Source organism: Streptomyces sp. NPDC051109 (assembly GCF_044455885.1).
In the GTDB taxonomy this organism is placed as follows: domain Bacteria; phylum Actinomycetota; class Actinomycetes; order Streptomycetales; family Streptomycetaceae; genus Streptomyces.
In genome coordinates, this window is the sequence record NZ_JBITFF010000027.1 from 1 (window position 1) to 22,607 (window position 22,607).

Annotated in this window: 24 protein-coding genes; 16 read left to right on the forward strand and 8 right to left on the reverse strand. The window is 72.0% G+C overall.

The genetic code is table 11. The annotated features are described in order from the left end of the window. The first annotated feature begins 115 nt into the window (after positions 1-115). The 8 genes from ACIBAD_RS32920 (at position 116) to ACIBAD_RS32955 (ending at position 6,921) form a co-directional block, all read left to right on the forward strand. Positions 116-769 carry an HAD family hydrolase gene (locus ACIBAD_RS32920; RefSeq protein ID WP_398910417.1) on the forward strand — a complete coding sequence of 218 codons (654 nt, stop codon included), beginning with the start codon at positions 116-118 and terminating at the stop codon, positions 767-769. A gap of 43 nt (positions 770-812) precedes the next feature. Further along, a complete protein-coding gene (locus ACIBAD_RS32925; RefSeq protein WP_398910419.1) occupies positions 813-2,057 on the forward strand; it encodes an MFS transporter in 1,245 nt (414 codons plus the stop codon). Next, positions 2,029-3,177, forward strand: a complete 1,149-nt coding sequence (locus ACIBAD_RS32930; RefSeq protein ID WP_134074459.1) for an acetoin utilization protein AcuC — start codon at positions 2,029-2,031, stop codon at positions 3,175-3,177. Before ACIBAD_RS32925 ends, ACIBAD_RS32930 begins: the two co-directional genes overlap by 29 nt. A 161-nt stretch (positions 3,178-3,338) precedes the next feature. Beyond that, positions 3,339-4,169: a phosphatase gene (locus ACIBAD_RS32935; RefSeq protein ID WP_398910421.1), complete on the forward strand. Its 831-nt coding sequence runs from the start codon at positions 3,339-3,341 to the stop codon at positions 4,167-4,169. A 114-nt stretch (positions 4,170-4,283) separates the two neighbouring features. Beyond that, positions 4,284-4,493 carry a helix-turn-helix domain-containing protein gene (locus ACIBAD_RS32940; RefSeq protein ID WP_158708561.1) on the forward strand — a complete coding sequence of 70 codons (210 nt, stop codon included), beginning with the start codon at positions 4,284-4,286 and terminating at the stop codon, positions 4,491-4,493. A gap of 140 nt (positions 4,494-4,633) precedes the next feature. Next, a complete protein-coding gene (locus ACIBAD_RS32945) occupies positions 4,634-4,732 on the forward strand; it encodes a 30S ribosomal protein bS22 (RefSeq protein ID WP_003948845.1) in 99 nt (32 codons plus the stop codon). 93 nt (positions 4,733-4,825) lie between these two features. Then, positions 4,826-5,920 (forward strand): NAD-dependent epimerase/dehydratase family protein, encoded by a 1,095-nt coding sequence (locus ACIBAD_RS32950; protein ID WP_134072378.1) that lies wholly within the window; start codon positions 4,826-4,828, stop codon positions 5,918-5,920. After that, entirely contained in the window at positions 5,920-6,921 is a 1,002-nt protein-coding gene (locus ACIBAD_RS32955) for a lysophospholipid acyltransferase family protein (RefSeq protein WP_134072376.1), read from the forward strand. Before ACIBAD_RS32950 ends, ACIBAD_RS32955 begins: the two co-directional genes overlap by 1 nt. Before the next feature lie 86 nt (positions 6,922-7,007). Here the strand turns inward: ACIBAD_RS32955 and ACIBAD_RS32960 are convergent, their stop codons facing one another. From ACIBAD_RS32960 to ACIBAD_RS32970, 3 genes are all read right to left on the reverse strand, one after another. Then, entirely contained in the window at positions 7,008-8,204 is a 1,197-nt protein-coding gene (locus ACIBAD_RS32960) for a DUF5667 domain-containing protein (RefSeq protein WP_134072374.1), read from the reverse strand. Between the two features lie 298 nt (positions 8,205-8,502). Then, positions 8,503-9,318, reverse strand: coding sequence for an ECF subfamily RNA polymerase sigma factor, BldN family (locus ACIBAD_RS32965; RefSeq protein WP_053691854.1), 816 nt, complete (start codon positions 9,316-9,318; stop codon positions 8,503-8,505). A 408-nt stretch (positions 9,319-9,726) separates the two neighbouring features. After that, on the reverse strand, positions 9,727-10,740 hold the full coding sequence (locus ACIBAD_RS32970) for an HAD-IB family hydrolase (RefSeq protein WP_134072372.1): 1,014 nt from the start codon (positions 10,738-10,740) through the stop codon (positions 9,727-9,729). 107 nt (positions 10,741-10,847) lie between these two features. On the opposite strand from ACIBAD_RS32970, the gene ACIBAD_RS32975 reads away from it, so the two are divergent. The 6 genes from ACIBAD_RS32975 (at position 10,848) to ACIBAD_RS33000 (ending at position 17,711) form a co-directional block, all read left to right on the forward strand. Continuing rightward, positions 10,848-11,126: a glutaredoxin family protein gene (locus ACIBAD_RS32975; protein WP_134072370.1), complete on the forward strand. Its 279-nt coding sequence runs from the start codon at positions 10,848-10,850 to the stop codon at positions 11,124-11,126. Between the two features lie 273 nt (positions 11,127-11,399). Next, positions 11,400-12,257: a redox-sensing transcriptional repressor Rex gene (locus ACIBAD_RS32980; protein WP_134072368.1), complete on the forward strand. Its 858-nt coding sequence runs from the start codon at positions 11,400-11,402 to the stop codon at positions 12,255-12,257. Continuing rightward, the gene (locus ACIBAD_RS32985) at positions 12,254-13,930 is read left to right on the forward strand and encodes a glutamyl-tRNA reductase (protein WP_134072366.1); all 1,677 of its coding nucleotides are present in this window, start codon (positions 12,254-12,256) and stop codon (positions 13,928-13,930) included. Before ACIBAD_RS32980 ends, ACIBAD_RS32985 begins: the two co-directional genes overlap by 4 nt. Next, positions 13,927-14,895 carry a hydroxymethylbilane synthase gene (gene hemC / locus ACIBAD_RS32990; protein WP_134072364.1) on the forward strand — a complete coding sequence of 323 codons (969 nt, stop codon included), beginning with the start codon at positions 13,927-13,929 and terminating at the stop codon, positions 14,893-14,895. Before ACIBAD_RS32985 ends, hemC begins: the two co-directional genes overlap by 4 nt. After that, positions 14,892-16,559: a bifunctional uroporphyrinogen-III C-methyltransferase/uroporphyrinogen-III synthase gene (locus ACIBAD_RS32995; RefSeq protein ID WP_134072362.1), complete on the forward strand. Its 1,668-nt coding sequence runs from the start codon at positions 14,892-14,894 to the stop codon at positions 16,557-16,559. Before hemC ends, ACIBAD_RS32995 begins: the two co-directional genes overlap by 4 nt. Positions 16,560-16,970: 411 nt before the next feature. Then, entirely contained in the window at positions 16,971-17,711 is a 741-nt protein-coding gene (locus tag ACIBAD_RS33000) for a class I SAM-dependent methyltransferase (protein ID WP_398910427.1), read from the forward strand. A gap of 256 nt (positions 17,712-17,967) precedes the next feature. On the opposite strand, the gene ACIBAD_RS33005 is transcribed toward ACIBAD_RS33000, so the two are convergent. Further along, positions 17,968-18,213, reverse strand: a complete 246-nt coding sequence (locus ACIBAD_RS33005; RefSeq protein WP_398910429.1) for a DUF397 domain-containing protein — start codon at positions 18,211-18,213, stop codon at positions 17,968-17,970. Next, positions 18,210-19,037: a Scr1 family TA system antitoxin-like transcriptional regulator gene (locus tag ACIBAD_RS33010; RefSeq protein ID WP_134072356.1), complete on the reverse strand. Its 828-nt coding sequence runs from the start codon at positions 19,035-19,037 to the stop codon at positions 18,210-18,212. Before ACIBAD_RS33010 ends, ACIBAD_RS33005 begins: the two co-directional genes overlap by 4 nt. 113 nt (positions 19,038-19,150) lie before the next feature. Between ACIBAD_RS33010 and ACIBAD_RS33015 the strand changes: the two genes are divergently transcribed. Continuing rightward, the gene (locus ACIBAD_RS33015) at positions 19,151-19,579 is read left to right on the forward strand and encodes an ATP-binding protein (RefSeq protein WP_398910431.1); all 429 of its coding nucleotides are present in this window, start codon (positions 19,151-19,153) and stop codon (positions 19,577-19,579) included. Between the two features lie 42 nt (positions 19,580-19,621). Beyond that, positions 19,622-20,623, forward strand: a complete 1,002-nt coding sequence (gene hemB, locus ACIBAD_RS33020; RefSeq protein ID WP_134072354.1) for a porphobilinogen synthase — start codon at positions 19,622-19,624, stop codon at positions 20,621-20,623. A gap of 61 nt (positions 20,624-20,684) precedes the next feature. On the opposite strand, the gene ACIBAD_RS33025 is transcribed toward hemB, so the two are convergent. The 3 genes from ACIBAD_RS33025 to ACIBAD_RS33035 are packed head-to-tail and all read right to left on the reverse strand — an operon-like array spanning position 20,685 to position 22,584. Continuing rightward, complete coding sequence (locus tag ACIBAD_RS33025; protein ID WP_134072352.1) at positions 20,685-21,017, reverse strand: hypothetical protein; 333 nt, start codon at positions 21,015-21,017, stop codon at positions 20,685-20,687. Then, positions 21,014-21,598: a serine O-acetyltransferase gene (locus ACIBAD_RS33030; protein ID WP_134072350.1), complete on the reverse strand. Its 585-nt coding sequence runs from the start codon at positions 21,596-21,598 to the stop codon at positions 21,014-21,016. Before ACIBAD_RS33030 ends, ACIBAD_RS33025 begins: the two co-directional genes overlap by 4 nt. Then, on the reverse strand, positions 21,595-22,584 hold the full coding sequence (locus ACIBAD_RS33035) for an isopenicillin N synthase family dioxygenase (protein WP_398910434.1): 990 nt from the start codon (positions 22,582-22,584) through the stop codon (positions 21,595-21,597). Before ACIBAD_RS33035 ends, ACIBAD_RS33030 begins: the two co-directional genes overlap by 4 nt. Positions 22,585-22,607 lie beyond the last annotated feature (23 nt).

A 22,607-nucleotide genomic window follows, 5' to 3' on the forward strand; every position in this document is an offset into this window, starting at 1 on the left:
GGGACCCTGTGGGAGAGTAGGACGCCGCCGAACAATCATTGTAGAAAGCCCCGTACCGGGTATCCGGTACGGGGCTTTTCTGCGTTTACGGTCATCTTTTGCGTAGGGTCGGGGCATGGGCTACGACCTCGTCATCTTCGACAACGACGGCGTGCTGGTGGACAGTGAGCCGGTCGCCAACACGATCCTCGCCGGGTACCTCACCGAGTTGGGGTACCCCACCTCGTACGAGGACTCGATCCGCGACTACATGGGTGCCGCCGTGCACCGGGTGCACGACCTCGTGTTCGAGCGGACCGGGGAGAGGCTGCCCGCAGAGTTCGACGCGACCCTGCACGCGCGGACCTTCGCCGCGTTCGAGCGGGAGCTGACGCCGGTCACCGGCGCCGTGGACGTACTCGGTGCGCTGACCGCACACGGGGTGCCGTACTGCCTGGCCTCCTCCGGGAGCCACGAGCGGATCCGGGTCGGACACCGGGCGGCCGGCCTCGACGGATGGTTCGAAGAGGAGTGGATCTTCAGCTCGCAGGACGTGGGGAAGGGCAAGCCCGCCCCCGATCTCTTCCTGCACGCGGCCCGTTCCATGGGCGTCGACCCCGCACGGTGCGTGGTGGTCGAGGACAGCCCGCTCGGGGTGCGGGCGGCCGTCGCCGCCGGGATGGACGTGTACGGGTTCACCGCGATGACGCCCGCCGAGCGACTGGCCGGGGCCACCGGTGTCTTCGGGGAGATGAAGGAGCTGACGGGGCTCCTGGAACTCCCCGTGTGATCTCTCTACCCACGGGTAGCCCGCGGGCCTACGCTGTGCCGCCATGACAGAAGACGCACGGCTGCGCCGGGGGCGGGGCTCCCTGGGGTTCAGCTTCTTCGTGCAGGGCGTGACCTTCGCCCTCCTCGTGACGCGGATCCCCGCCATCCAGGACCGGTACGGGATATCCGACGGGCTGCTGCCCGCCTTCCTGGCCGCCGTGCCGATCCTCGCCGGGGTCTCCAGCGTCGCCACCGAGCACCTGGTGAAGCGGGTCGGGCCGGCCACCGTACTCCGGTGGGCGCAGCCGCTGGTCCTGCTCGCCCTGCTGGGCGTCGGGGCCGGCACGCAGATGTGGCACGCGGCGCTGGCGCTGGGGGCGTTCGGGCTGTCCGTCGGCGCACTCGACGCGTCGATGAACATGCTCGGCGTCAACCTGCAGCGCGCGTACGGACGCAGCATCATGCTCGGCTTCCACGCCGCGTACAGCCTGGGCGGGATCGCCGGGGCGTCCGCGGCCTGGGCCGGGGCGCACTGGCACCTGGCGCTGTTCACCTCGTACCTGCCGGCCGTGGTCGTGCTGCTGCCGCTCGCGTTCTACGGGAGCCGGTTCTACGTCGACCAGCAGGACGGCAAGGACGCCAAGGACGGCAAGGACCACGTCGCGGAGAAGGGGCTCGGGGTCGGCGGGTTCCGGCTGCTGCTGCCGCTGTGCCTGGTGATGGCGTGCGCGTACATCGGGGACTCGACCGTCTCGAACTGGAGCGCCAAGTACCTCCAGGACGTGCTGGGGAGCTCGGAGCAGCTGGCCACGGTCCCGTACAACGTGTACATGGTGACCACGCTGATCGGGCGGGCCGTCGGGGACCTGGGCGTGCGGCGCTTCGGGGCGGCGGCCGTCGTACGGATCGGGACGGTGGTCGCGGCCGGCGGGTTCGCGGTGGTGGCGGCCGCGCCGGGGGCGTGGACGGGAATGCTCGGGTTCACGCTGCTGGGAATCGGGCTGTGCGTGATCGTGCCGCAGACCTTCGCCGCGGCCGGGCGCCTCTTCCCCTCCGCCTCCGATACCGCCATCGCCCGGCTGAACATCTTCAACTACGTCGGTTTCCTGATCGGGTCGCCGCTCGTCGGCGGGATCGGGGACGCCTGGAGCTACCGGGGCGCGATGCTCGTGCCGATGGCGCTGGTCCTCGTGACGCTCTTCCACGCCCGCTCGTTCGGCGCGGAGGGCGCCCGCTACGGTGTCGGGCATGAGTGGCGAGCCGGTGACCGGGCTGTTGATGTGGGACGAGGCGGTAACGGGGTATGACTTCGGACCGAGCCATCCGATGGACCCGGTGCGCCTGGCGCTGACCATGGGCCTGGTGCGCGCCTTCGGGCTGGACCGGGAGATGGAGGTACGGGCGGCCCGCGCGGCCGGGGACTCCACGCTGCGGCTGGTCCACCGGGAGGACTACGTGGCCGCGGTGCGCGAGGTGTCGGCGGATCCGGGAGTGGCCGACGGGTCGTACGGGCTGGGGACGATGGACGATCCGGCCTTCCACGGGATGCACGAGGCCTCGGCGCTGATCGCGGGGCAGTCGGTGGCGGCGGCGGAGGCCGTCTGGCACGGGGAGGCCGAGCACGCGGTGAACTTCGCGGGCGGGCTGCACCATGCGATGCCGGGCGGGGCGGCCGGGTTCTGCGTCTACAACGACGCGGCGCTGGCGATCGCGCGGCTGTTGGAGCTGGGGGCCGAGCGGGTCGCGTACGTGGATGTGGACGTGCACCACGGGGACGGGGTCCAGACGGTGTTCTGGGACGATCCGCGGGTGCTGACGATCTCGCTGCACGAGCATCCGAGCACGCTGTTCCCGCAGACCGGCTGGCCGGAGGAGACGGGCGGGCCGGCCGCGGAGGGTTCGGCGGTGAACGTGGCGCTGCCGGCCGGGACCGGGGACGAGGGGTGGCTGCGGGCCTTCCACGCGACGGTGCCCGAGCTGTTGGAGGAGTTCCGGCCCCAGGTGCTGGTCACCCAGCACGGGGCGGACACGCATTTCGAAGACCCGCTCGCGCATCTGGCGGTGTCGCTGGACGCGCAGCGGGCGGTGCAGGAGGCCTGTCACCGCCTCGCGCACGAGTACGCGGGGGGCAGGTGGGTGGCGCTGGGCGGCGGCGGGTACGCGGTCGTGGACGTCGTACCGCGGTCGTGGACGCATCTGGTGGGGATCGCGGCGCACCGCCCGGTCGATCCGGGGGCGGCGGTGCCGGACGCGTGGCGGGACGAGGTGTACGCGCGGACGCGGCAGCCGGCGCCGGCCCGGATGACGGACGGGCGGACGGTGGCGTGGCGTGACTGGGAGGCGGGCTACGATCCGGCCGACCGGATCGATCAGGCCGTTCTGGCCACCCGACGGGCGGTGTTCCCGCTGCGCGGCCTGCTCACGTAGCCGGCCGCTCACGTAGCCGACTGCTCACCCGTGCGGTCGCTCGCGTAGGGCCGGGGCCCGCCCGGGAGCGGTGATGCATCGTTACGCCGGGTGTTACGCCAACGGTGGGGCTGTTCGCCGGAATTGGCGATCGGTCCGGTGGGGTGCGGCAGCATCGGAGGGTGTTGAGCACCGGCGCGCTGCGTGCGCATCTGCTGGCCGCCCGGTTGGCCGGGCCCGTCGCCACGTCACGGGAGGAGAGCCTGCGCAGCTACCGGTTGTTCGCGGCGCGGGATCCGCGGGTGCTGCTGGGGCTGGATCCGGAGCGGGGCTGGGGCGAGGGTGACCTGCTGAGGCTGATGGCCGACAAGTGCGGGGTCTCGGCGGATCCGTCGCACGTCAGAGGGCCGGACGTGATCGATCCGGAGCTGACGCTGGCGGGGTTGCAGGCGTTCGCGGAGCGGCTGCGGGAGGCGGCCGGGGCCCGGTCGCCCGTGCTGTTCGGGACGGGTCATCCTCACCGTCTCCTGGGGTTCTACGCCAGTTTGGCGCGCGCCCTGTCGGCGGTGGGATGTGTTGTGCTCACTCCGGCGCAGGGGGCCCGTGTCGACATGACGACCCGGTTCGGCGTACGGAGGCACAGCATCGATTACGTACGGGGAGTCGCGTTGGTGCGGGAACCCGGCGCGCGGCCGCCGGGGAGTGCCACCGGCGTGCACACCCATTCGCCCCTGCCGATTCGGATCGCGCTGGGGGCCCTCGCGGACGCCGGCGGGCCCTTGCCGGAATTGGTGGTGGGGGATCACGGGTGGGTCTGCGGCGCAGGTCAGCTCGGTGTGGAGGCGATCGGGCTGGCTGATACGGACGACCCCGCGCTGTTCGTCGGAGAGGCGGAGGGGCGCGTGGCGGTGGCCGTTCCGCTTGATGACGCGGTGCGCTCGGACTACTACCGACCACTGATTCGGTACGTACTCGATCGGGCGAGCCTGCCGGGCGCGCAGGAGTGGCCGTAGCTCCTCTTCCCCACTCGTATCACACGCCCCTACTCTGGGGAGTGAGCGTGCGACGACGAGGAGTAACCGGAGGGGAAGCCGGTGCCCGTCATGCGCGGAAGGTCAAGGTGTGTCATGGCTGCTGGCGAGAGGCCTCTCAGCGAGGTCGTGTTCCTGACCGTGGCAGAGGTTGCCTCGGTGATGCGAGTGTCGAAGATGACCGTGTACCGCCTGGTGCACAACGGTCATCTGCCCGCAATCCGGGTGGGCCGGTCCTTCCGGGTCCCCGAAAACGCGGTTCACGAGTACCTCCGAGAGTCCTATGTGGGGGTGGAGTCGGCCTGAGACTGACCCGCGGTGTCCCTCGGATTACGGGCTCGGAGCTCGGGCGGGTAGGCTAGGCCGACGTAGGTCGTGTGGGCCCAGACGCCCCGCACCGATCTCCGCTAGCGCGGAGATGTTCCGAGAAGTGAGCGAGGGTAGTCGTGGGCTCTGTTATCAAGAAGCGGCGCAAGCGGATGGCTAAGAAGAAGCACCGCAAGCTGCTCAAGCGCACCCGCGTCCAGCGCCGTAACAAGAAGTAAACGGCAGCTGTACGTGTTCTCCGCAGCCCCTCCACCATCCTTTGGTGGAGGGGCTGCGGTGTAGCCGGGGACGACGAGGAAGGCGCGGAGCTCGTGGGGAAGGTCGTGCTCGTTACCGGGGCTGCCCGGCAGCTGGGGGGCCGCTTCGTGCGGCGCATCCAGCGTGATCCCGAGGTCGATCGGGTCATCGCGGTCGACGCGGTGGCGCCGCCGCACCGGCTCGGGTCGGCGGAGTTCATCCGTACGGACATCAGGCAGTCGTCCATCGCCCGCGTGCTCGCCGAGCACGCCGTGGACACGGTGGTCCATCTCGCCGTGACCGGGGGCGGCTCGGGCGCGGGCGGCACGGGCAGTGCCGTCAAGGAGACCAACGTCATCGGCACGATGCAGCTGCTCGGTGCCTGCCAGAAGTCGCCGACGGTACGGCGGCTCGTGGTGAAGTCCAGTACCAGCGTGTACGGGGGCGCCTCGCGGGATCCGGCCGTTTTCACGGAGACCACGCAGCCCAAGTCGCTGCCGGCGGGCGGCTTCGCCAAGGACGCCGTCGAGGTGGAGTCGTACGTACGGGGCTTCGCGCGCAGGCGGCCGGACGTGGCGGTGTGCGTGCTGCGCTTCGCGAACATCCTGGGGCCGTACGCGGACTCCGCGCTCGCCGAGTACTTCTCGATGTCGGTGATGCCGACCGTGCTGGGGTACGACCCGCGGCTCCAGTTCGTCCACGAGGACGACGTCCTGGACGTGTTGCGGCTGGCGGCGGGGGAGCCCCAGCGCGGGACGCTGAACAGCGGGACCTTCAACATCGCGGGGGACGGGGTGCTGCTGCTGTCGCAGTGCGCGCGTCGGCTGGGGCGGCCGACGGTGCCGCTGCTGCTGCCCGCGGTGACGTGGGTGGGGTCGGCGTTGCGGGCGGTGGGGGTCACCGATTTCTCGCCGGAGCAGATCAGACTGCTGACGCACGGGCGGGTCGTGGAGACGTCCCAGATGCGGGAGGTGCTGGGATTCAAGCCCATGTACACGACCGCCGAGACGTTCGCCGATTTCGCGCGCAGCCGGGGGAAGGGACTGCTGCCGCCGGAGCAGGCGGGGCAGGTCGTGGACCGGGTCGCCGCCGCGCTGAAGGTGAACGGCGTGCACGCGGACACCCTGAACGTCGAGGTTGCCGGAGCCGAAGAGGGAGCGCAGAGATAGTGGCGGACGCCAAGGTCATTCCGTTCGACGAGGACCGGCCGCGCCGGCGGGGCGCCGGGACCCGGAAGGTGCGGGCGGTGCCCGCCCAGGGGCCGGCGGTGGAGGCCGTGGAGGCGGTGGAGCCGGTCGTGGCGGAGTCCGCTGCCGCGGAGTCGGGCGGGGCCGCCTGGGACCGGCGGATCGCCGGCGGACTGGCGTTCCTGCGGCGCCGGGTCACCGGGGACTACGAGGTCGACGAGTTCGGCTATGACAAGGAGCTGACGGACCAGGTCCTGATGTCCATGATGCGGCCGTTGTTCGACAAGTACTTCCGCGTCGAGGTCAAGGGCATCGAGAACATCCCGGCCGAGGGCGGCGCGCTGATCGTGGCGAACCATTCCGGGACGCTGCCGCTGGACGGGCTGATGCTGCAGGTGGCGGTCCACGACCACCACCCGGCGCAGCGGCACCTGCGGCTGCTGGCGGCGGACCTGGTGTTCATGCTGCCGGTGGTGAACGAGCTGGCGCGCAAGGCCGGGCACACGCTGGCGTGCTCGGAGGACGCGCAGCGGCTGCTGGAGGCCGGGGAGCTGGTCGGGGTGATGCCCGAGGGCTTCAAGGGGATAGGGAAGCCGTTCGGAGACCGGTACAAGCTGCAGCGGTTCGGTCGGGGCGGGTTCGTGTCGACGGCGCTGCGGGCGGGCACGCCGATCGTGCCGTGCTCGATCGTGGGGGCTGAGGAGATCTACCCGATGGTCGGCAACGCCAAGACGGTGGCCCGGCTGCTGGGGATTCCGTACTTCCCGATCACGCCGACGTTCCCGTGGCTGGGTCCGTTGGGGGCGGTGCCGCTGCCGACGAAGTGGACGATCCAGTTCGGCGAGCCGATCGCGACGGACGGGTACCCGCCGGAGGCGGCGGAGGACCCGATGCTGATGTTCAACCTGACGGACGAGGTCCGCGAGCAGATCCAGCACACCCTCTACAAGCTGCTGGTGCAGCGGCGGTCCGTGTTCTTCTGAGTCCGCCGGTCTTCTGAGTCCGTTTCACGGCGTACGGCCGCAGGCCCTCGACCCGCTCGGGGTCGAGGGCCTGCGGCCGTACGGTGCTACTCGGCGTCCTCCGCCTGGATGCCCAGGCCCGGGAGGAGGCCCGGGAGCAGGGGCGGCAGGGTGATCTCCGGCGCGACGTGCTCCGGAGAGGACGAGGGCGCAGGGGTGTTCTGGCCCGAGGGCGGGTGGAGGAGGTCCCCCGTACCGCCGAGGAGGCCGCCGGGGGCGGGTGTGGGCTTGCCGCCGGTGGGCGCGGGCGGGGTGGGGCTGGCCGAGGGCGCGCCCGCCGCCGGTGTGCTCCGGTGCTGCCCGGCCGGAGCGCTCGGCTTGGCCGGGACGCCCGTGCCGCGGGTCTGCTCCGGGGCCTTCGGGAGCAGGCTCTGCAGCGGCGCCACGTCATCGTCTATGGCCTGGAAGACCGACTCGACTTCCCCGCCCACGTCGGTGAGCTGCACGGGGAGCTTCTCCCGGAGCCGGCCCCACGCGTCGCGGTGGGAGCGGGAGAAGGACGACAGGGTCTGGATCGGGCCGAGCGAGCCGTCCCGTTCGTAGGCGGCCTGGAGCAGCCGGTGGCCCTCGGCCGCGTCGTGCTTCATGCCGGCCAGGGCCCGGCGGATCGCGCCGAGCGACTCGTGGTCCAGTGCGCCCGACCGGCCGCGCTCCATCAGCCTGCGGGCTTCCGACAGGCGGTTGGAGGCCTGGTCGAGGTAGAGCTCGCCCCGGTCCGCGTCCTCGTCGGCCATCCCGAGCTTCAGGTCCTCCATGCCCCGTTTGACGGGGTAGAGGGAGTCACCGGGCAGGGCGTCCGTGCTCGCAGCGGCCACGCCGCTGAAGGCCCCCGCGGCCACACCCACGGTGAGGCCGCCCGCTGCGATGCCCTTGGACCAGCGGGAGCGGGGCCGCAATTTCCGGAGCGAGGTCGCCCGGTGGGCGCCGCGGCCGGCCCGCTGCTCGGGCACCTGAGGGTCCGAGGCGGCACCGCCCCCGGCCCTCTCTTCCATCACCATGGCCTCCATGGCGGCCACGAGCTGGGCTCGTTGCACCACTTTGACCTCGGGGTCCAGCACCGGGCGCGGCATACGTTCGCCGAGCGCGCTCGCCAGGGCCAACAACCGGTCGTGGTCGGCAGGTTCGGCAGGTGCCTCGGACTGCTCGGCCGCCGGGTCCGGTTCCGAAAGGTCGGATGGGGTCCGATCCTCCAGAGCCTGGGCGAAGGCGTTCGCCCGCCGGTGCGGAGTCACGTTCGCGATCACTGGCGGCACCTCCTCTCGTCATGACGATCGACTCCCCAAGGTGTCCGGAAGGTTGCCTTCCTTGAGCACATCCACACTTTCGAGTGAGCGGCTTCGGGCAGGGCTTGTCCACAGGGAGCCTGCATTCCGCACAACGAGCGGCGCGGCACTTGGGTTACGGACGAAGGATGATCGGACCACAGCGTCATCGAGGGGTCACCGGTTGTGTGGATTGTCAGGAGGGTCGGAAGGCGTGGGGGTCGTGGGAGGTGTGGGGGGTCGGGGTGGTGCGCGGGTGGGGCGGTGCGCGGCGCGGAGGTCAGCGGGCGTCGTCCGGCAGCAGGCGGGCCAGGGTGCGGACCGCCCGGTACTGGAGGGTCTTGATGGCGCCCTCGTTCTTCCCCATCACCCGGGCGGTCTCGGCGACCGACAGGCCTTGGAGGAACCGCAGGGTCACGCACTCCTGCTGCTGGGGATTGAGCTTGCGTACGGCTTCCAGCAGGGCGGCGTTGGAGAGGGACTCCAGGACCGAGTCCTCCGGGGACCGTTCCACCTCGTTCGCGTCCAGCATCTCGCCCGTGGTCACTTCCAGGCGGAAGCGACTGGACTTGAAGTGGTCCGCGACCAGGTTTCGGGCGATCGTCACGAGCCAGGCGCCGAAATCGCGGCCCTGCCAGGTGAAGGTGGAGATGCGGCGCAGCGCGCGCAGGAAGGTCTCACTGGTGAGGTCCTCCGCGGTCGCCTTGCCGCCGACGCGGTAGTAGATGTAGCGGTACACCGTGTCGCTGTACTGGTCGTACAGCCGGCCGAAGGCCTCGGCCTCGCCGGCCTGGGCGCGTTCGACCAGGTCCATCATGCGGGCCTGGTCGCTGTCCGCGGTGGGGCGGCGGGCGGCGGGCGCGCTCGTTCCGGTTGCGGCGGTGCCGGCGCCTCCTCCCGCGCGACCGCGTCTGCCCACCGTCGCTCCGCCGTCGGTCAGGGCATAGCAAGGACCGGCCGGGCCGAGGCCGGCAGGGACCGCGGCGGCGAAGGCGGGGACGGCGTACGCGGTGGGGACGAAGCCGCGCAGGTGGTCGAGGACCGTTGCGCGCAGCGTAGCCAGGCCCGAGGCGTCAACCCCGACAGGTGGGTACACGGGACTCCCAGAGGCAGAGCTTCCATCACGTGCAGTGCGGGACCGTTCACCCGTCGTGGCGACAGATGGCCGGTGGCATGCGTTTGAGGAGAATAACGCTTCGTACAGGCAGCGCTACACCCAGTTGCTCAAATCACCGATTCCGACACTTCTGTTGCGTGTCGAAGGCATATTCGGTCGCAATTGGTGATCGGTTATTGATCAGTTGGGTACGCGGAATGGACGCTTCCACACTGGCTCGCGACCGAGTCGGGCGTGCGGGAGTGCCGCGCCGGGCGCGGGGGTAGGGGTGGGGGAATGCCTGCTGCGCACCGGGCCGGAAGTGCGCGAAAAGCCGCCCGGCGGGCGGCCGGACGGCTTCGGTGCAGGCGGCGGCAGGGTGGCGGGCCTGCGGTGCTGCGCCGCGGACTACTTGCGGCGGCGGTGCAGGGCGATGGCGGCGGCCGCGCCGCCCGCGATCGCGCCGACCCCGGCGGCTGCCGGGACGCCGACCTTCACCGCCTTGCGGCCGGTCCGATAGTCGCGCAGGCGCCAGTCGTGGGCCCGGGCATGCTTGCGCAGTTTTGTATCGGGATTGATCGCGTACGGATGTCCGACCAGCGACAGCATCGGAATGTCGTTGTGCGAATCGGAGTACGCGGCGCAGCGTTCGAGGTCGAGCCCCTCGGCGGCGGCCAGGGCGCGGACCGCCTCGGCCTTCGCGGGTCCGTGCAGCGGTTCGCCGACGAGCCGGCCGGTGTAGATGCCGTCCACGGATTCGGCGACCGTGCCGAGCGCCCCGGTCAGGCCGAGGCGGCGGGCGATGATCGTGGCGGTCTCCACGGGCGCCGCCGTGACGAGCCAGACCTTCTGGCCGGCGTCGAGGTGGGCCTGGGCCAGGGCGCGGGTGCCCGGCCAGATCCGCTCGGCCATGTACTCGTCGTAGATCTCCTCGCCGATCGCCATGAGTTCGGAGACCTTGTGGCCCTTGACGATGGAGAGGGCGCTGTCGCGGGCGTCCTGCATGTGGTCGGGGTCCTCGACCCCGGCGAGCCGGAACCAGGCCTGCTGCCAGGCGAAGCGGGCCAGCTCGCGGCGGTGGAAGAACTCCCGCTTGTAGAGGCCGCGGCCGAAGTGGAAGATCGCGGCGCCCTGCATGACGGTGTTGTCGAGGTCGAAGAAGGCGGCGGCGAGGTCGTCGCCGGCGACGGGGAACTCCGGCTCGGCCGGTTCCGCTTCCTCTGCCTCGGCTTCCCGCCGGGCCGCCTCCGCCGCCTCGGCGGCAGCCCGCCCGGCGGCCTCAGCGGATGCGGCCGGTGGTCCGGCGTCCGCGTCGAGGGCCTGTGCGGTCTTGCGGGCGGCCTCGGCCGAGGCCTCGCCTGCCAGCACGCTCCGCGCGGTGGCGGAGCGCCTACGGGGGGTGAGCCATCCCAGAGCGGCCATGACGCGAGCATAGCCATTGTGTTCGGGAGTTCCCGAACCCGCGGGATGCCGGGGGCGTGAACTCTTCGGTGCCGGGGTGTTACGCGGGGGCGCGGGAGAATGGGGGCATGAGCCCTTTGCTGCGTCGTAAGGAAAAGAAGCGTCCCGGCGAGCGGTTGGTCACGCTCATCGGGAAGCCGGGGTGCCATCTGTGCGATGACGCCCAGGAGGTGATCGAGAAGGTCTGCGCGGAGGTCGGGGCGCAGTGGGAGAAGAAGGACATCTCGCAGGACGAGGAGCTGTATCGGCTGCACTGGGAGCAGATCCCGGTGGTGCTCGTGGACGGCGAACAGCACACCTTCTGGAGGGTGAACCCGGACCGGCTGCGCCGGGCATTGGAGGCCTGAGCCCCCGGCCGGTTACCATCATGGGCGATTTGTGGGGTCTCGGGGGCGTATCGATGAGGAGCGTGTACCGTTTTGCCCCCCTCGGGATTTGAACGGGTTCGGCGTGTTGCGGGTTCCCGCCCCGCATGCCCGGGCCGCGTGACCCCGGTCACTTTGCTCGGACAAAGCGGACACAATCTTTGTGCACGCGTTCACAAAGACATAGCCTGCATTCGACGGGGCGGTCTTGGGACAAGTGACCGCCTGCAGCCCCGCTCATCCCGCAGGAGCATCGTGGCAACTGGCCGAACTCACCGACCGGCGACCCGCAGCCGAGGTATTCCCGAGGCCACTGTCGCCCGGCTTCCGCTGTACCTGCGCGCACTCACCGCGCTCTCCGAGCGATCGGTGCCCACGGTGTCCTCCGAGGAGCTCGCGGCGGCGGCCGGAGTCAACTCCGCCAAGCTCCGCAAGGACTTCTCGTACCTGGGTTCGTACGGGACGCGCGGCGTCGGCTACGACGTCGAGTACCTCGTCTACCAGATCTCCCGCGAACTGGGCCTGACCCAGGACTGGCCGGTCGTGATCGTCGGAATCGGCAACCTCGGCGCGGCCCTCGCCAACTACGGCGGCTTCTCCGCGCGCGGGTTCCGCGTCGCGGCGCTCATCGACGCCGACCCCGCGATGGCCGGGAAGCCGGTCGCGGGCATGCCGGTGCAGCACACCGACGACCTCGAAAAGATCATCGAGGAGAACGGTGTCTCGATCGGCGTCATCGCGACCCCGGCGGGCGCGGCCCAGCAGGTGAGCGAGCGGCTGATCGCCGCCGGCGTCACCTCCATCCTGAACTTCGCGCCGACCGTGCTGTCGGTGCCGGACGGCGTGGACGTACGCAAGGTCGACCTGTCGATCGAGCTGCAGATCCTGGCCTTCCACGAGCAGCGCAAGGCGGGGGAGGAGGCGGCCGCGGCCGGCGCCGGTGCTTCCGCGCCCGCCGCCTCCGCCGCCGCTGACGGGGACCTCGCGGACGCCGCGGCCCTCGGTTCCGGCGCGGCCCCCGCCGCGGCCGTCGAGCCGCCGGCCGGGCGGGCCGCCGCCGTCGCGCGCAAGAGCGGCCCCGAGGGCGACGTCCCGGCGGTGATGCCGGCATGAGTCTGCTCGTCGTAGGACTGAGCCACCGCAGTGCGCCGGTGAGCGTGCTGGAGCGTGCCTCACTGTCCGCCGATGCCAAGGTCAAGCTGTTGCACGACACGCTGGCCGCGGAGCCGGCGACGGAGGCGGCGGTGCTCGCCACGTGCAACCGGATCGAGCTGTACGCGGACGTGGACAAGTTCCACGCCGGTGTCGCCGAGCTGTCGACGCTGCTCGCGCAGCACAGCGGCGTGGCGCTGGAGGAGCTCACCCCGTACCTCTACGTCCACTACGAGGACCGCGCCGTCCACCACCTGTTCTCGGTGGCGTGCGGGCTGGACTCGATGGTGGTCGGCGAGGGCCAGATCCTCGGGCAGATCAAGGACGCGCTGGCGCTGGGGCAGGAGCTCCACACGGCCGGACGCCTGATCAACGACCTCTTCCAGCAGGCGCTGCGCGTCGGCAAGCGGGCGCACTCCGAGACCGGGATCGACCGGGCCGGGCAGTCGCTGGTCACGTTCGGGCTGGAGCAGCTCGCCGTGCACCTTCCGGTGGACGTGTGGGCCAAGGACAAGCGGGCGCTGGTGATCGGGGCCGGGTCGATGTCGTCGCTGGCGGCGGCGACGTTGGCGCGGGTCGGCGTCGCCGAGGTCGTGGTGGCGAACCGGACCGCCGAGCGGGCGGAGCGTTTGGTCGAGATTCTGGTTGCCTCGGGCACCGGGGTGGCGGCCAGGTCCGTTCCGATGGCGTCCGTGGTCGACGAACTGACACGAGTCGACGTGGTCGTTTCCTGTACGGGGGCCACCGGCCTGGTGCTGACCGGGGACGACGTGGCTGCCGCCGTGTCCGGGGGCTGGGCCCCGGAGCCCGCGCCTCAGGCGCCGGCGGGGCTCGACGCGGCCGGCGCCGGGCTGGTCGACGCCGAGGTCGTGGCGCGGCTGGTGGCCGCCGCCGCGGCGGGGGTGCGGCTGGCCGACGGCGGGGTGGCGCGGACCATCGTGCCCGGGACCGGCGAGCGGGACGGGTGCCCCGTCGAGGTGCCGGCCGGGGACGGGCGCGCAGCCCTCACCGGGGTCGACGCCAACTCTCTGGAACTGCACGGCACATGGGCCGACCAGGGCGAGGCCGCCGCGCAGCGGCAGCCCCGCAGGGGCGCCCGCAGCCAGGTCGACGTGGCGCCCGTACGGCTGGCCCTGCTGGACCTGGCCATGCCGCGCGACATCGACGCCGCGGTGCACCGGATCCCGGGCGTGCGGCTCGTCGACATCGAGTCGCTCGCGGAGGCCTCGGCCGACGCGCCGATGGCGGCCGACGTGGACGCCGTACGCGGGATAGTCGCCGAAGAGGTGGCCGCCTTCGGGGCCGCCCAGCGGGCCGCGCACATCACGCCGACCGTCGTCGCCCTGCGGGCGATGGCCGCCGAGGTCGTGGCCATGGAAGTGGCGCGCCTCGACGGGCGGCTCCCGGACTTGGACGAACGGCAGCGGGCCGAGGTCACCCAGACCGTGCGCCGCGTCGTCGACAAGCTCCTCCACGCGCCGACCGTGCGCGTCAAGCAGCTCGCCAGCGAGCCCGGTGGCGCCGGGTACGCGGAGGCGCTGCGGGAACTCTTCGATCTCGACCCGCAGACGGTGGCCTCCGTCAGCCGGGCGGATGCGGCAGACAAGAACGACGACTCAGGACGGGCATCATGAATCCACGTCTCGACCAGCCCCTGCGGCTGGGTACGCGGCGCAGCAAGCTGGCCATGTCCCAGTCCGGCCATGTCGCCGACGCGGTACGGGCGATCACCGGCCGGCCCGTCGAGCTCGTGGAGATCACGACGTACGGTGACGTGTCCCGTGAGAGCCTCGCGCAGATCGGCGGCACCGGCGTGTTCGTCACGGCGCTGCGCGACGCGCTGCTGCGCGGCGAGGTCGACTTCGCCGTCCACTCGCTGAAGGACCTGCCGACCGCGCAGCCCGAGGAGCTCGTGATCGCGGCCATGCCGCTGCGCGAGGACCCCCGCGACGCGCTCGTCGCCCGGGACGGGCTGACCTTCGAGCAGCTGCCGGACGGCGCCCGCATCGGCACCGGTTCGCCGCGCCGCACGGCGCAGCTGAACCACTACGCGCGCGCCCTCGGCAAGCGCATCGAGACGGTCGCCATCCGCGGGAACGTGGACACGCGGATCGGTTTCGTGCGCGACGGGGAGCTGGACGCCGTCGTCCTGGCCGCCGCCGGTCTGAACCGGATCGGCCGCGGTGACGAGGCGACCGACCTGCTGTCCGTGGACAGCGTGCTGCCGGCTCCGGGCCAGGGCGCCCTGGCCGTGGAGTGCCTCGCGTCCGACGCGGAGCTCATCGCTTCGCTCGCCGAGCTCGACGACCCGCACACCCGGGCCGCCGTGACCGCCGAGCGTTCCCTGCTCGCCGCCCTGGAGGCCGGCTGCAGCGCACCCGTGGGCGCGCTCGCCGATCTTCTGGCCGACGGCCAGGTTGTCAATGAAATGCGCCTGCGCGGCGTCGTCGGGACCCTCGACGGCTCGACGCTCGTGCAGCTGTCCACCACCGGTCCCGTGCCCCAGTCGTACGACGAGGCCATGGCGCTCGGCCGCGAACTCGCGGACGAGATGCTGGCCAAGGGCGCGGCCGGTCTGATGGGGGAGCGATCGCTTTGAACCCCTCACGTCCGACCACCTCCGCTTTTCCGGTCGTCGCCGCTCACGGGCACGTCACCTTCCTCGGTGCCGGCCCCGGCGACCCGGGTCTGCTGACGCTCCGCGCCGTCGAGGCGCTCGCGGCCGCGGACGTACTGATCGCGGAGCCCGAGGTGCTAGAGGTCGTACGCACGCATGCGCGCGCGGGAGTGGACACGCCGCAGCTGACGATTGCTGACGAAGTGTCAGCAGCCGCCGGTGTCCCGGTGATCCGAGATGCCGCCAATCTTGTCATGGAGGCCGCGCGCTCCGGCAGGCGGGTCGTCCGTGCCGTCACCGGCGACCCCGGGCTCGACGGCAACGCGGCCGAGGAGATGCTCGCCTGCGCGACCGGCGGCATCCCCTTCGAGGTGGTGCCCGGTGTCGCGACCGCGGTCGGCGTGCCCGCGTACGCGGGTGTGCCGCTGCGCGGCGGCCAGGGTGCCGACGTGCGGTTCGTGGACGCGCGCAGCGCCTCCGCGCGTTGCTGGAGCGAGGTCGGCGCCAGCGACGGCACCCTCGTCGTCTCGGCGACGCTGGAGACCGTCGCGAGCGCCGCCGCCGAGCTGGTGTCCGCCGGGCGCAAGCCCGACACCCCGCTCACGGTGACCGTCGCCGGTACGACGACGCGCCAGCGGACCTGGAACGCCACCCTGGGGACCATCGCCCAGGTGTTCAAGCAGGGCAAGGTGCTCCCGTCGCCCGAGGGCGCCCGGCCGGTCATAGCCGTGGTCGGTGAGCAGGGCGCCGCCGCGCGGCGCGAGGACCTGGCCTGGTTCGAGTCGAAGCCGCTGTTCGGCTGGCGGGTCCTCGTACCGCGCACGAAGGAGCAGGCCGCTTCGCTCTCCGACCAGCTGCGTTCGTACGGTGCGGTGCCGCACGAGGTGCCGACCATCGCCGTGGAGCCGCCGCGCACCCCGCAGCAGATGGAGCGGGCCGTGAAGGGGCTCGTCACCGGACGCTACGAGTGGATCGCCTTCACCAGCGTGAACGCGGTGAAGGCCGTCCGGGAGAAGTTCGAGGAGTACGGGCTCGACGCCCGGGCCTTCGCGGGCATCAAGGTCGCCGCCGTGGGCGAGCAGACCGCCGCCGCGCTGGTCGAGTTCGGCGTCAAGCCGGACCTGGTGCCGAGCGGAGAGCAGTCCGCGGCCGGGCTGCTGGAGGACTGGCCGCCGTACGACCCGGTCTTCGACCCGATCGACCGCGTCTTCCTGCCGCGCGCCGACATCGCCACCGAGACCCTGGTGGCCGGGCTGATAGAGCTGGGCTGGGAGGTCGACGACGTCACGGCCTACCGGACCGTGCGCGCGTCGCCGCCGCCGGCGGACACGCGCGAGGCGATCAAGGGCGGCGGCTTCGACGCCGTTCTCTTCACGTCGTCGAGCACCGTGCGCAACCTGGTGGGCATCGCCGGCAAGCCGCACAACGTCACCGTCATCGCCTGCATCGGGCCGGCCACGGCCAAGACGGCGGAGGAGCACGGCCTGCGGGTCGACGTCCTGTCGCCGGAGCCGAGCGTGGGCAGGCTGGCGGAGGCCCTGGCCGAGTACGGCGCGGCACGCCGCGAGGCGGCCAAGGAGGCCGGCGAGTCGGTGTCCCGGCCGAGCGAGCGCCGGCCGGGGGCGCGGAGGCGTCGTACGACGTGAGCGCCTCGGACGGGGTCGGACCGTTACGGGACACGGGAAAGGGGCCCGGGTGCACAGCGCACCCGGGCCCCTTTCCCGTGTCCGGGCCGGGGAGTGATCCGGTTGTCCGTCCCTGACGCGGAGGCCGCGGAGGCGCTGCTCGCGCAGCAAACCGGGAGCTCCGCCCGCAGGGCGCGTACGGCCTCGCCCCGCGCGAGGACCCGCGCACGCGGGAGGCGTACGCGCGGGTGGGCCCGCTGGGCCCGCGCCACGAGCACGACCACCGCGCCGACGCCCCGTGGCGGTGGGCCCTGCGCAACGGCAGCCGTGTCCGGCGGATCACGGGCCGATCCGGGGCCGGACCGGGGCCGAGGGCCGGCCGGTGCCGTAATCGTGTTGACCGCTACCGGCAGGCGGTGCTGGAGTCGGCACGTGGACAGCATCCCCGCCAACCGGCGGCTCTGGAACCGGATCAGCAGCCCCTACCAGCAGGAGCACGACCCGCAAATCGGCGCGGCACCCCGACTGTGGGGCATGTACTCCATCCCCGACGCGCACCTGAACGCCCTGGGCGACGTCGCCGGCAAGCGCGTCCTCGAACTCGGCTGCGGCGCCGGCCAGTGGGCCGGGGCGCTCGCGGCCGAGGGCGCCACCGTGGTCGGGCTCGACCTGTCCGAAGCCCAACTCGGCGCGGCGGCCCACGCGATGGGAGCGTCCCGCTACCCGCTGGTGCAAGGCGCCGCCGAACGGCTCCCCTTCGCCGCGAACAGCTTCGACCTGGTGTTCTGCGACTTCGGTGGGCTCAGCTGGGCGTCCCCGCACCTGGCCGTCCCGCAGGCCGCACGCGTCTTGGTCCGGGGCGGGCGCCTGGTGTTCAACGTCGCCAGCCCTTGGTTCGAAGCGTGCTACGACGAAGCCGCCAGCCGCGTGACCACGACGCTGCAGCAGGACTACTTCGGGCTGGACACCATCGACGAAGGCGACGGCGCGACCAGCTATCAGCTCACCTACGGCGGCTGGGTCAAGGTCCTGCGCGGCGCGGGACTCATCATCGACGACCTCATCGAGCCGAGGCCCGACCGCGGAACACCCAACGGCTACAACGAAACCGACCCACCCGACTGGGCGCACCGCTGGCCGGCGGAACTGCTCTGGGTGACCCACAAACCGTAGGCTCCGCCGCGCCGGGACGAAACGTGGGGTGGTCCGTTCCCGCCAGTCCCTCGGGCGTCCGTGGCCGCTTACCCGCGGGTGTGCGCACGGCACGCCGACCACCTCGACCAGCCCGCTGCCGCGGCCCGTACCGGCGGTGGTGCTCACCTCCGACCACCCGTGGGGAGCTGAAGGCCGGATCGACCGGATCGACCTGGCCGGCCGCCGAACGCGGCGCGGTCCACGGGATCGTGGACCGGGCCCGCCCGGGGCGCTGTCAGCCGGTCACCCAGTGGGTGAGCCCGGCCCAGGCGGCGGGGGCGAGGGCGAGGGTCGGGCCGTCGGTGACCTTGGAGTCGCGGACGTGGACGGTGTCGGCGCAGGCGCAGATGGCTACTTCGACGCAGTCGCCGCCGTCGCTGGCGCTGCGGGAGGACTTCCGCCAGGCGTAGGCCACTTCCAGGCACTGGCCGCCCTCATCGCTGCTGTAACTGGACTTGAACCATTTCAGTGGGGTGCTCATGGCTCTCCTAGCAACCGGTCCAACAGGTCCTTCGTCTCTGCGAAGTTGAGGGCCTGTGACCGCAGCATCGCATACTTCTGGGAGAGGATGCTGACCTCGTTCGGGTCCCTGACGAGGAAGCTGCCGCGCTGGGTTTCGGAGTAGGCGAGGTGCTGGAACTCCGGCGTCTCCAGCAAGGTGAAGGGGCCCGCGAGGCCAGCTTGAGAGGTGACTCCCAGAGGGAGGACCTGGAAGGAGATGGCTGGGCGCTCAGCGCAGGCGCGCAGGTGTCGGATCTGGTCCCGGTAGACCTCGCGGCCGCCGATCCGGTCCCGCAGGGCCGCTTCCCAGACGACGAAACTGAGCGTGGGCGGGACAGGGCGACGCAGGAGTTCTTGGCGCTGCATTCGATGGGCGGTCTGCAGCTCGATCTTCTCCTCGCCGACGAACGGGACGCGGCAGCCGAACACCGCGCGGGCGTAGCCCTCGGTCTGGAGCAGGCCAGGCACGATCATGGTGTCGAACCAGGACAGCGCCAGGGCCTCCGCCTCGCGCTCCATGTACTCCTCGGCCCAGGCCGGGACCATGTCGACCTCTGGCATCTTGGTCGCCGCGATGGAGAGGACCCCCGGCAGGCCGAGGATCCGGTCCATCTGCTCGGCGACGTTCGGCATGAGCGCCCGTCGACCCTGCTCGATCGAGGCGATGGTCTCGACGTCTATGTGCAGCTCCTCGGCGAGGGCGCGCTGCGTCATTCCCTTGGCGATGCGCGCCGCGCCGACCTGGGCGCCGACCATCTTCATCGCAGTGGCGTTGGGCCTCGGGGCCCGCGTTCGTGCTGGCATGTCTGTTGAACTCCCCGCCCGTGCACACGAGATACCCGTACCAACCCGTACTCATGAAGGAGTACGGGTTACCCGTCTCGCTCACGCTAGTCACGCAACGCGACGATCGTCCCGTGAACGTGGAAATCCATCCGGCCATGCTGCGTGAGCGGTACTTCCCCCGCAGCCCCCAATCCGTCTGCGCCACCAGGGAGTTCGCGTCGGAGACATTGCACGCGTGGGGTGTCACGTGCCGCCGGGACGACCTGTTGCTCTGTGTGAGCGAGCTCGCCACCAACGCCCTCCTGCACGGGGTGCCGCCCGGCCGGTACTACCGGCTGCGGCTGCTGCTCTTCGACGACATGGTCCGGGTCGAGGTGGCCGACAGCGGGGGCGGGCGGCCACGGATCGCGGACCGGGATCCCGGGGCCGAGGGCGGGCGGGGGCTGCTGCTCGTGGCGGCCCTCGCCGAGCGGTGGGGCGTCGGGCCGCGCAGGCCCGGCAAGGTGGTGTGGTGCGAGCTTGCCGTGGGGGCTGCGGGCGGGCCGCCCGCCGGGCTCTAGGCTGGAGGGGAATGCTGTCCAGGCTCGAAGAGGCGACTGAGTATGAGCGCGTACGGATCCTTCCCCGGCTCGCGGCCCCGCCGGCTGCGCACCACCCCGGCGATGCGGCGGATGGTCGCGGAGAACCGGCTGCACCCCTCGGACCTGATCCTCCCGGCCTTCGTACGGGAGGGCATCAGCGAGCCCCTGGCCATCTCGGCGATGCCCGGGGTCGTCCAGCACACCCGTGACACGCTGCGGAAGGCCGCCGTGGAGGCCGTCGAGGCGGGCGTCGCGGGGATCATGCTGTTCGGTGTCCCGGCCGACGAGAACAAGGACGCGCTGGGCACGGCGGGCACCGAGCCGGACGGGATCCTGCAGCTCGCGATCCGCGACGTGAAGTCGGAGGTCGGCGACGACCTCGTCATCATGTCCGACCTGTGCCTGGACGAGTACACCGACCACGGGCACTGCGGGGTCCTGGACGAGCACGGGCGCGTCGACAACGACGCCACGCTGGAGCGGTACGCCGAGATGGCGCAGGTCCAGGCGGACGCGGGCGTCCACGTGGTGGGCCCCAGCGGGATGATGGACGGGCAGGTCGGCGTCGTCCGCGACGCGCTCGACGAGACCGGGCACGAGGACGTCTCGATCCTCGCCTACACGGCGAAGTACTCCTCGGCCTTCTACGGGCCGTTCCGCGAGGCCGTCGCCTCCTCGCTGCAGGGCGACCGCAAGACGTACCAGCAGGACCCGGCGAACGCGCGGGAGTCGCTGCGGGAGCTGGCGCTCGACCTGGAGGAGGGCGCGGACATGGTGATGGTCAAGCCGGCCGGCCCGTACCTGGACATCCTGTACCGGGTCGCGCAGGCGGTGGACGTCCCGGTGGCCGCGTACCAGATCAGCGGCGAGTTCGCGATGATCGAGGCGGCGGCGGAGAAGGGCTGGATCGAGCGCGAGCGGGCCGTTCTGGAGACCCTGCTGGGCATCAAGCGGGCAGGCGCGGACACGATCCTGACGTACTGGGCGACGGAGGTCGCGGGCTGGCTGCGCGAGGCGCGCTGACGTCCCGGACCGGGACCGGGGCCGTGCAGCTCCGGCCCCGGCCCCGGTTCAGGACGCGGTCCTAGCCGCGGTCCCGGTCCTGGCCGCGGCGGTTCACCGACGCGAGCAGGGCCTGGGCCGAGGCGAGGGCGGCGGCGTCGCGCCCGTTTCCCGCGAGGCTGTACGTGATCTCGGCGAGCAGGACCGAGAGGCGGCCGTCGTTCACGCGGGCGAGCGGCTCGGAGCCCTCCCACACGGCGTCCCGTACGGCGTGCTCGGTGATGCAGCCGACCGGATCGGCGGCGGTCAGCAGCCGCTGGGCGATGGTGCGTTCCAGGTCGGTGGGGACCCAGTCGCCCGCATCGAGGTCCTTGGCGAGTTCGAGGGTGCGCTCACGGAGTGCGGTCGGCGTCATGAGGTGCTCCTTGAGGGGTGGGCGGCTGCACGGACGGGGGAGATGCGGATCGCCCTGCCGGGGGCGGGGAGGTCCCTCAGCACCAGCGAGTGGGCGCGGATCCGGTTGCCGGAGGCGATGGTGACCGGGCCGAGTACGGATGCGCCGACGCCGATGAGGACGTCGTCGCCGACGACGGGGTGGCGGCGCACGCCGGGTTCGCCGGCGCGGGACCAGCCGCGCGATCCGAGGGTCACCCCGTGGTAGAGCGTCACGTCGTCGCCGACGCGGGCGGTCTCGCCGATGACCACGCCGAAGCCGTGGTCGATGAAGGCCCGCCGGCCGATCCGGGCACCGGCGTGGATCTCCATGCCGGAGAGCAGGCGGCCCGCGAGCGTGAGCAGTCCGGCGGCGAACCGGTGGTCGCGTACGTGGAGGCGGTGCGCGATCCGGTGGAGGGCCAGCCCGTGCCAGGGCGAGTGCAGCAGGGCGTCGCGGCGGCGCGGGCGGGAGGGGTCGCGGGCCACGACCGTGTCGAGGTCTTCGCGGATCTGTCCCAGGAGGGAGATCCGCCGCGGGGTCCCGCGGCCGGCGCCGGTCACGGCCGGCCCGCCGCGGTGCGCGGGGCGTGCGGGGCGTGCGGGGCCTGCTCGGCGTGCGGGGCGTGCTGGGAGTCGAGCCGGTTGATCCGGTACATCGTGCGCTGGAACAGGTCCTGCGCGGTGAGGGCCGGGTACCGGTCGGGCTCGCCGTCCGCTGTGCAGCTGCGGAGCGGGGAGAGCACCGTCCACGGGGTGGGGTGGCAGAACTGCACGATGGAGAGCCGGCCGCCGCTCTGCCCGGGTGCGGCGACGACCCGGTGGACGGCGGCCCGGGCCAGGCCGCCGGTGAGCCGTTCCAGGACCATGCCGACGTTGAGCACGGTGTGTCCGTCGGGTGCCTCGACCGGGGTCCACTCGCCGTCGATGAGCACTTCGAGGCCGGCGGCGGTGGCCCGGGGCAGGGCGGTGATCAGGTCGAAGTCCTGGTGCTCCACCATCCAGACGTGGTCCGCGGACGGGGCCTGCTCCATCGGCGGGTACCAGGTGGCCCGGTTGACGACGGGGCCGTCCTCCAGGACCTCCTCGAAGTAGCCGGGGGCCGCGCCGAGCGCCCCGGCCAGCCGGCGGACCACGTCGAGCTGGAACCGGGCCATCCGCAGGTGGAGTTCGCCCAGTGCGGCGCCGATCCCGGGTACCAGGTGGTCGGGGAAGTACGGCTGCGGGTAGCGGGCCGGGTAGCGCTCGCGCAGCGGGTGGGCGGCGGGCAGCGGCGCACCCCAGTGGAACAGCTCCTTCCAGTCGGGGGTGCGGCCCTTCTCGCCCTGCTCGACCAGGGGTGGGAGGTACCCGGACTGCCCGTTGGAGCGGGGTACCCGGCAGTCCGCCTTGACCTCGGCGGGCAGCTCGAAGAACGCGCCGAGCATGGCGTACGCCTCGTCCAGCAGGCTCTCCGGCACCGTGTTGCGCACCAGGAAGAACCCGTCGCGCAGGGCGCTCCGGACGTGCTGGTCGTCGCCCCGGTCGTCGAGTGCGATCTCCTTGAGCATCTCCGGTCCCTCCTCTCTCTCCT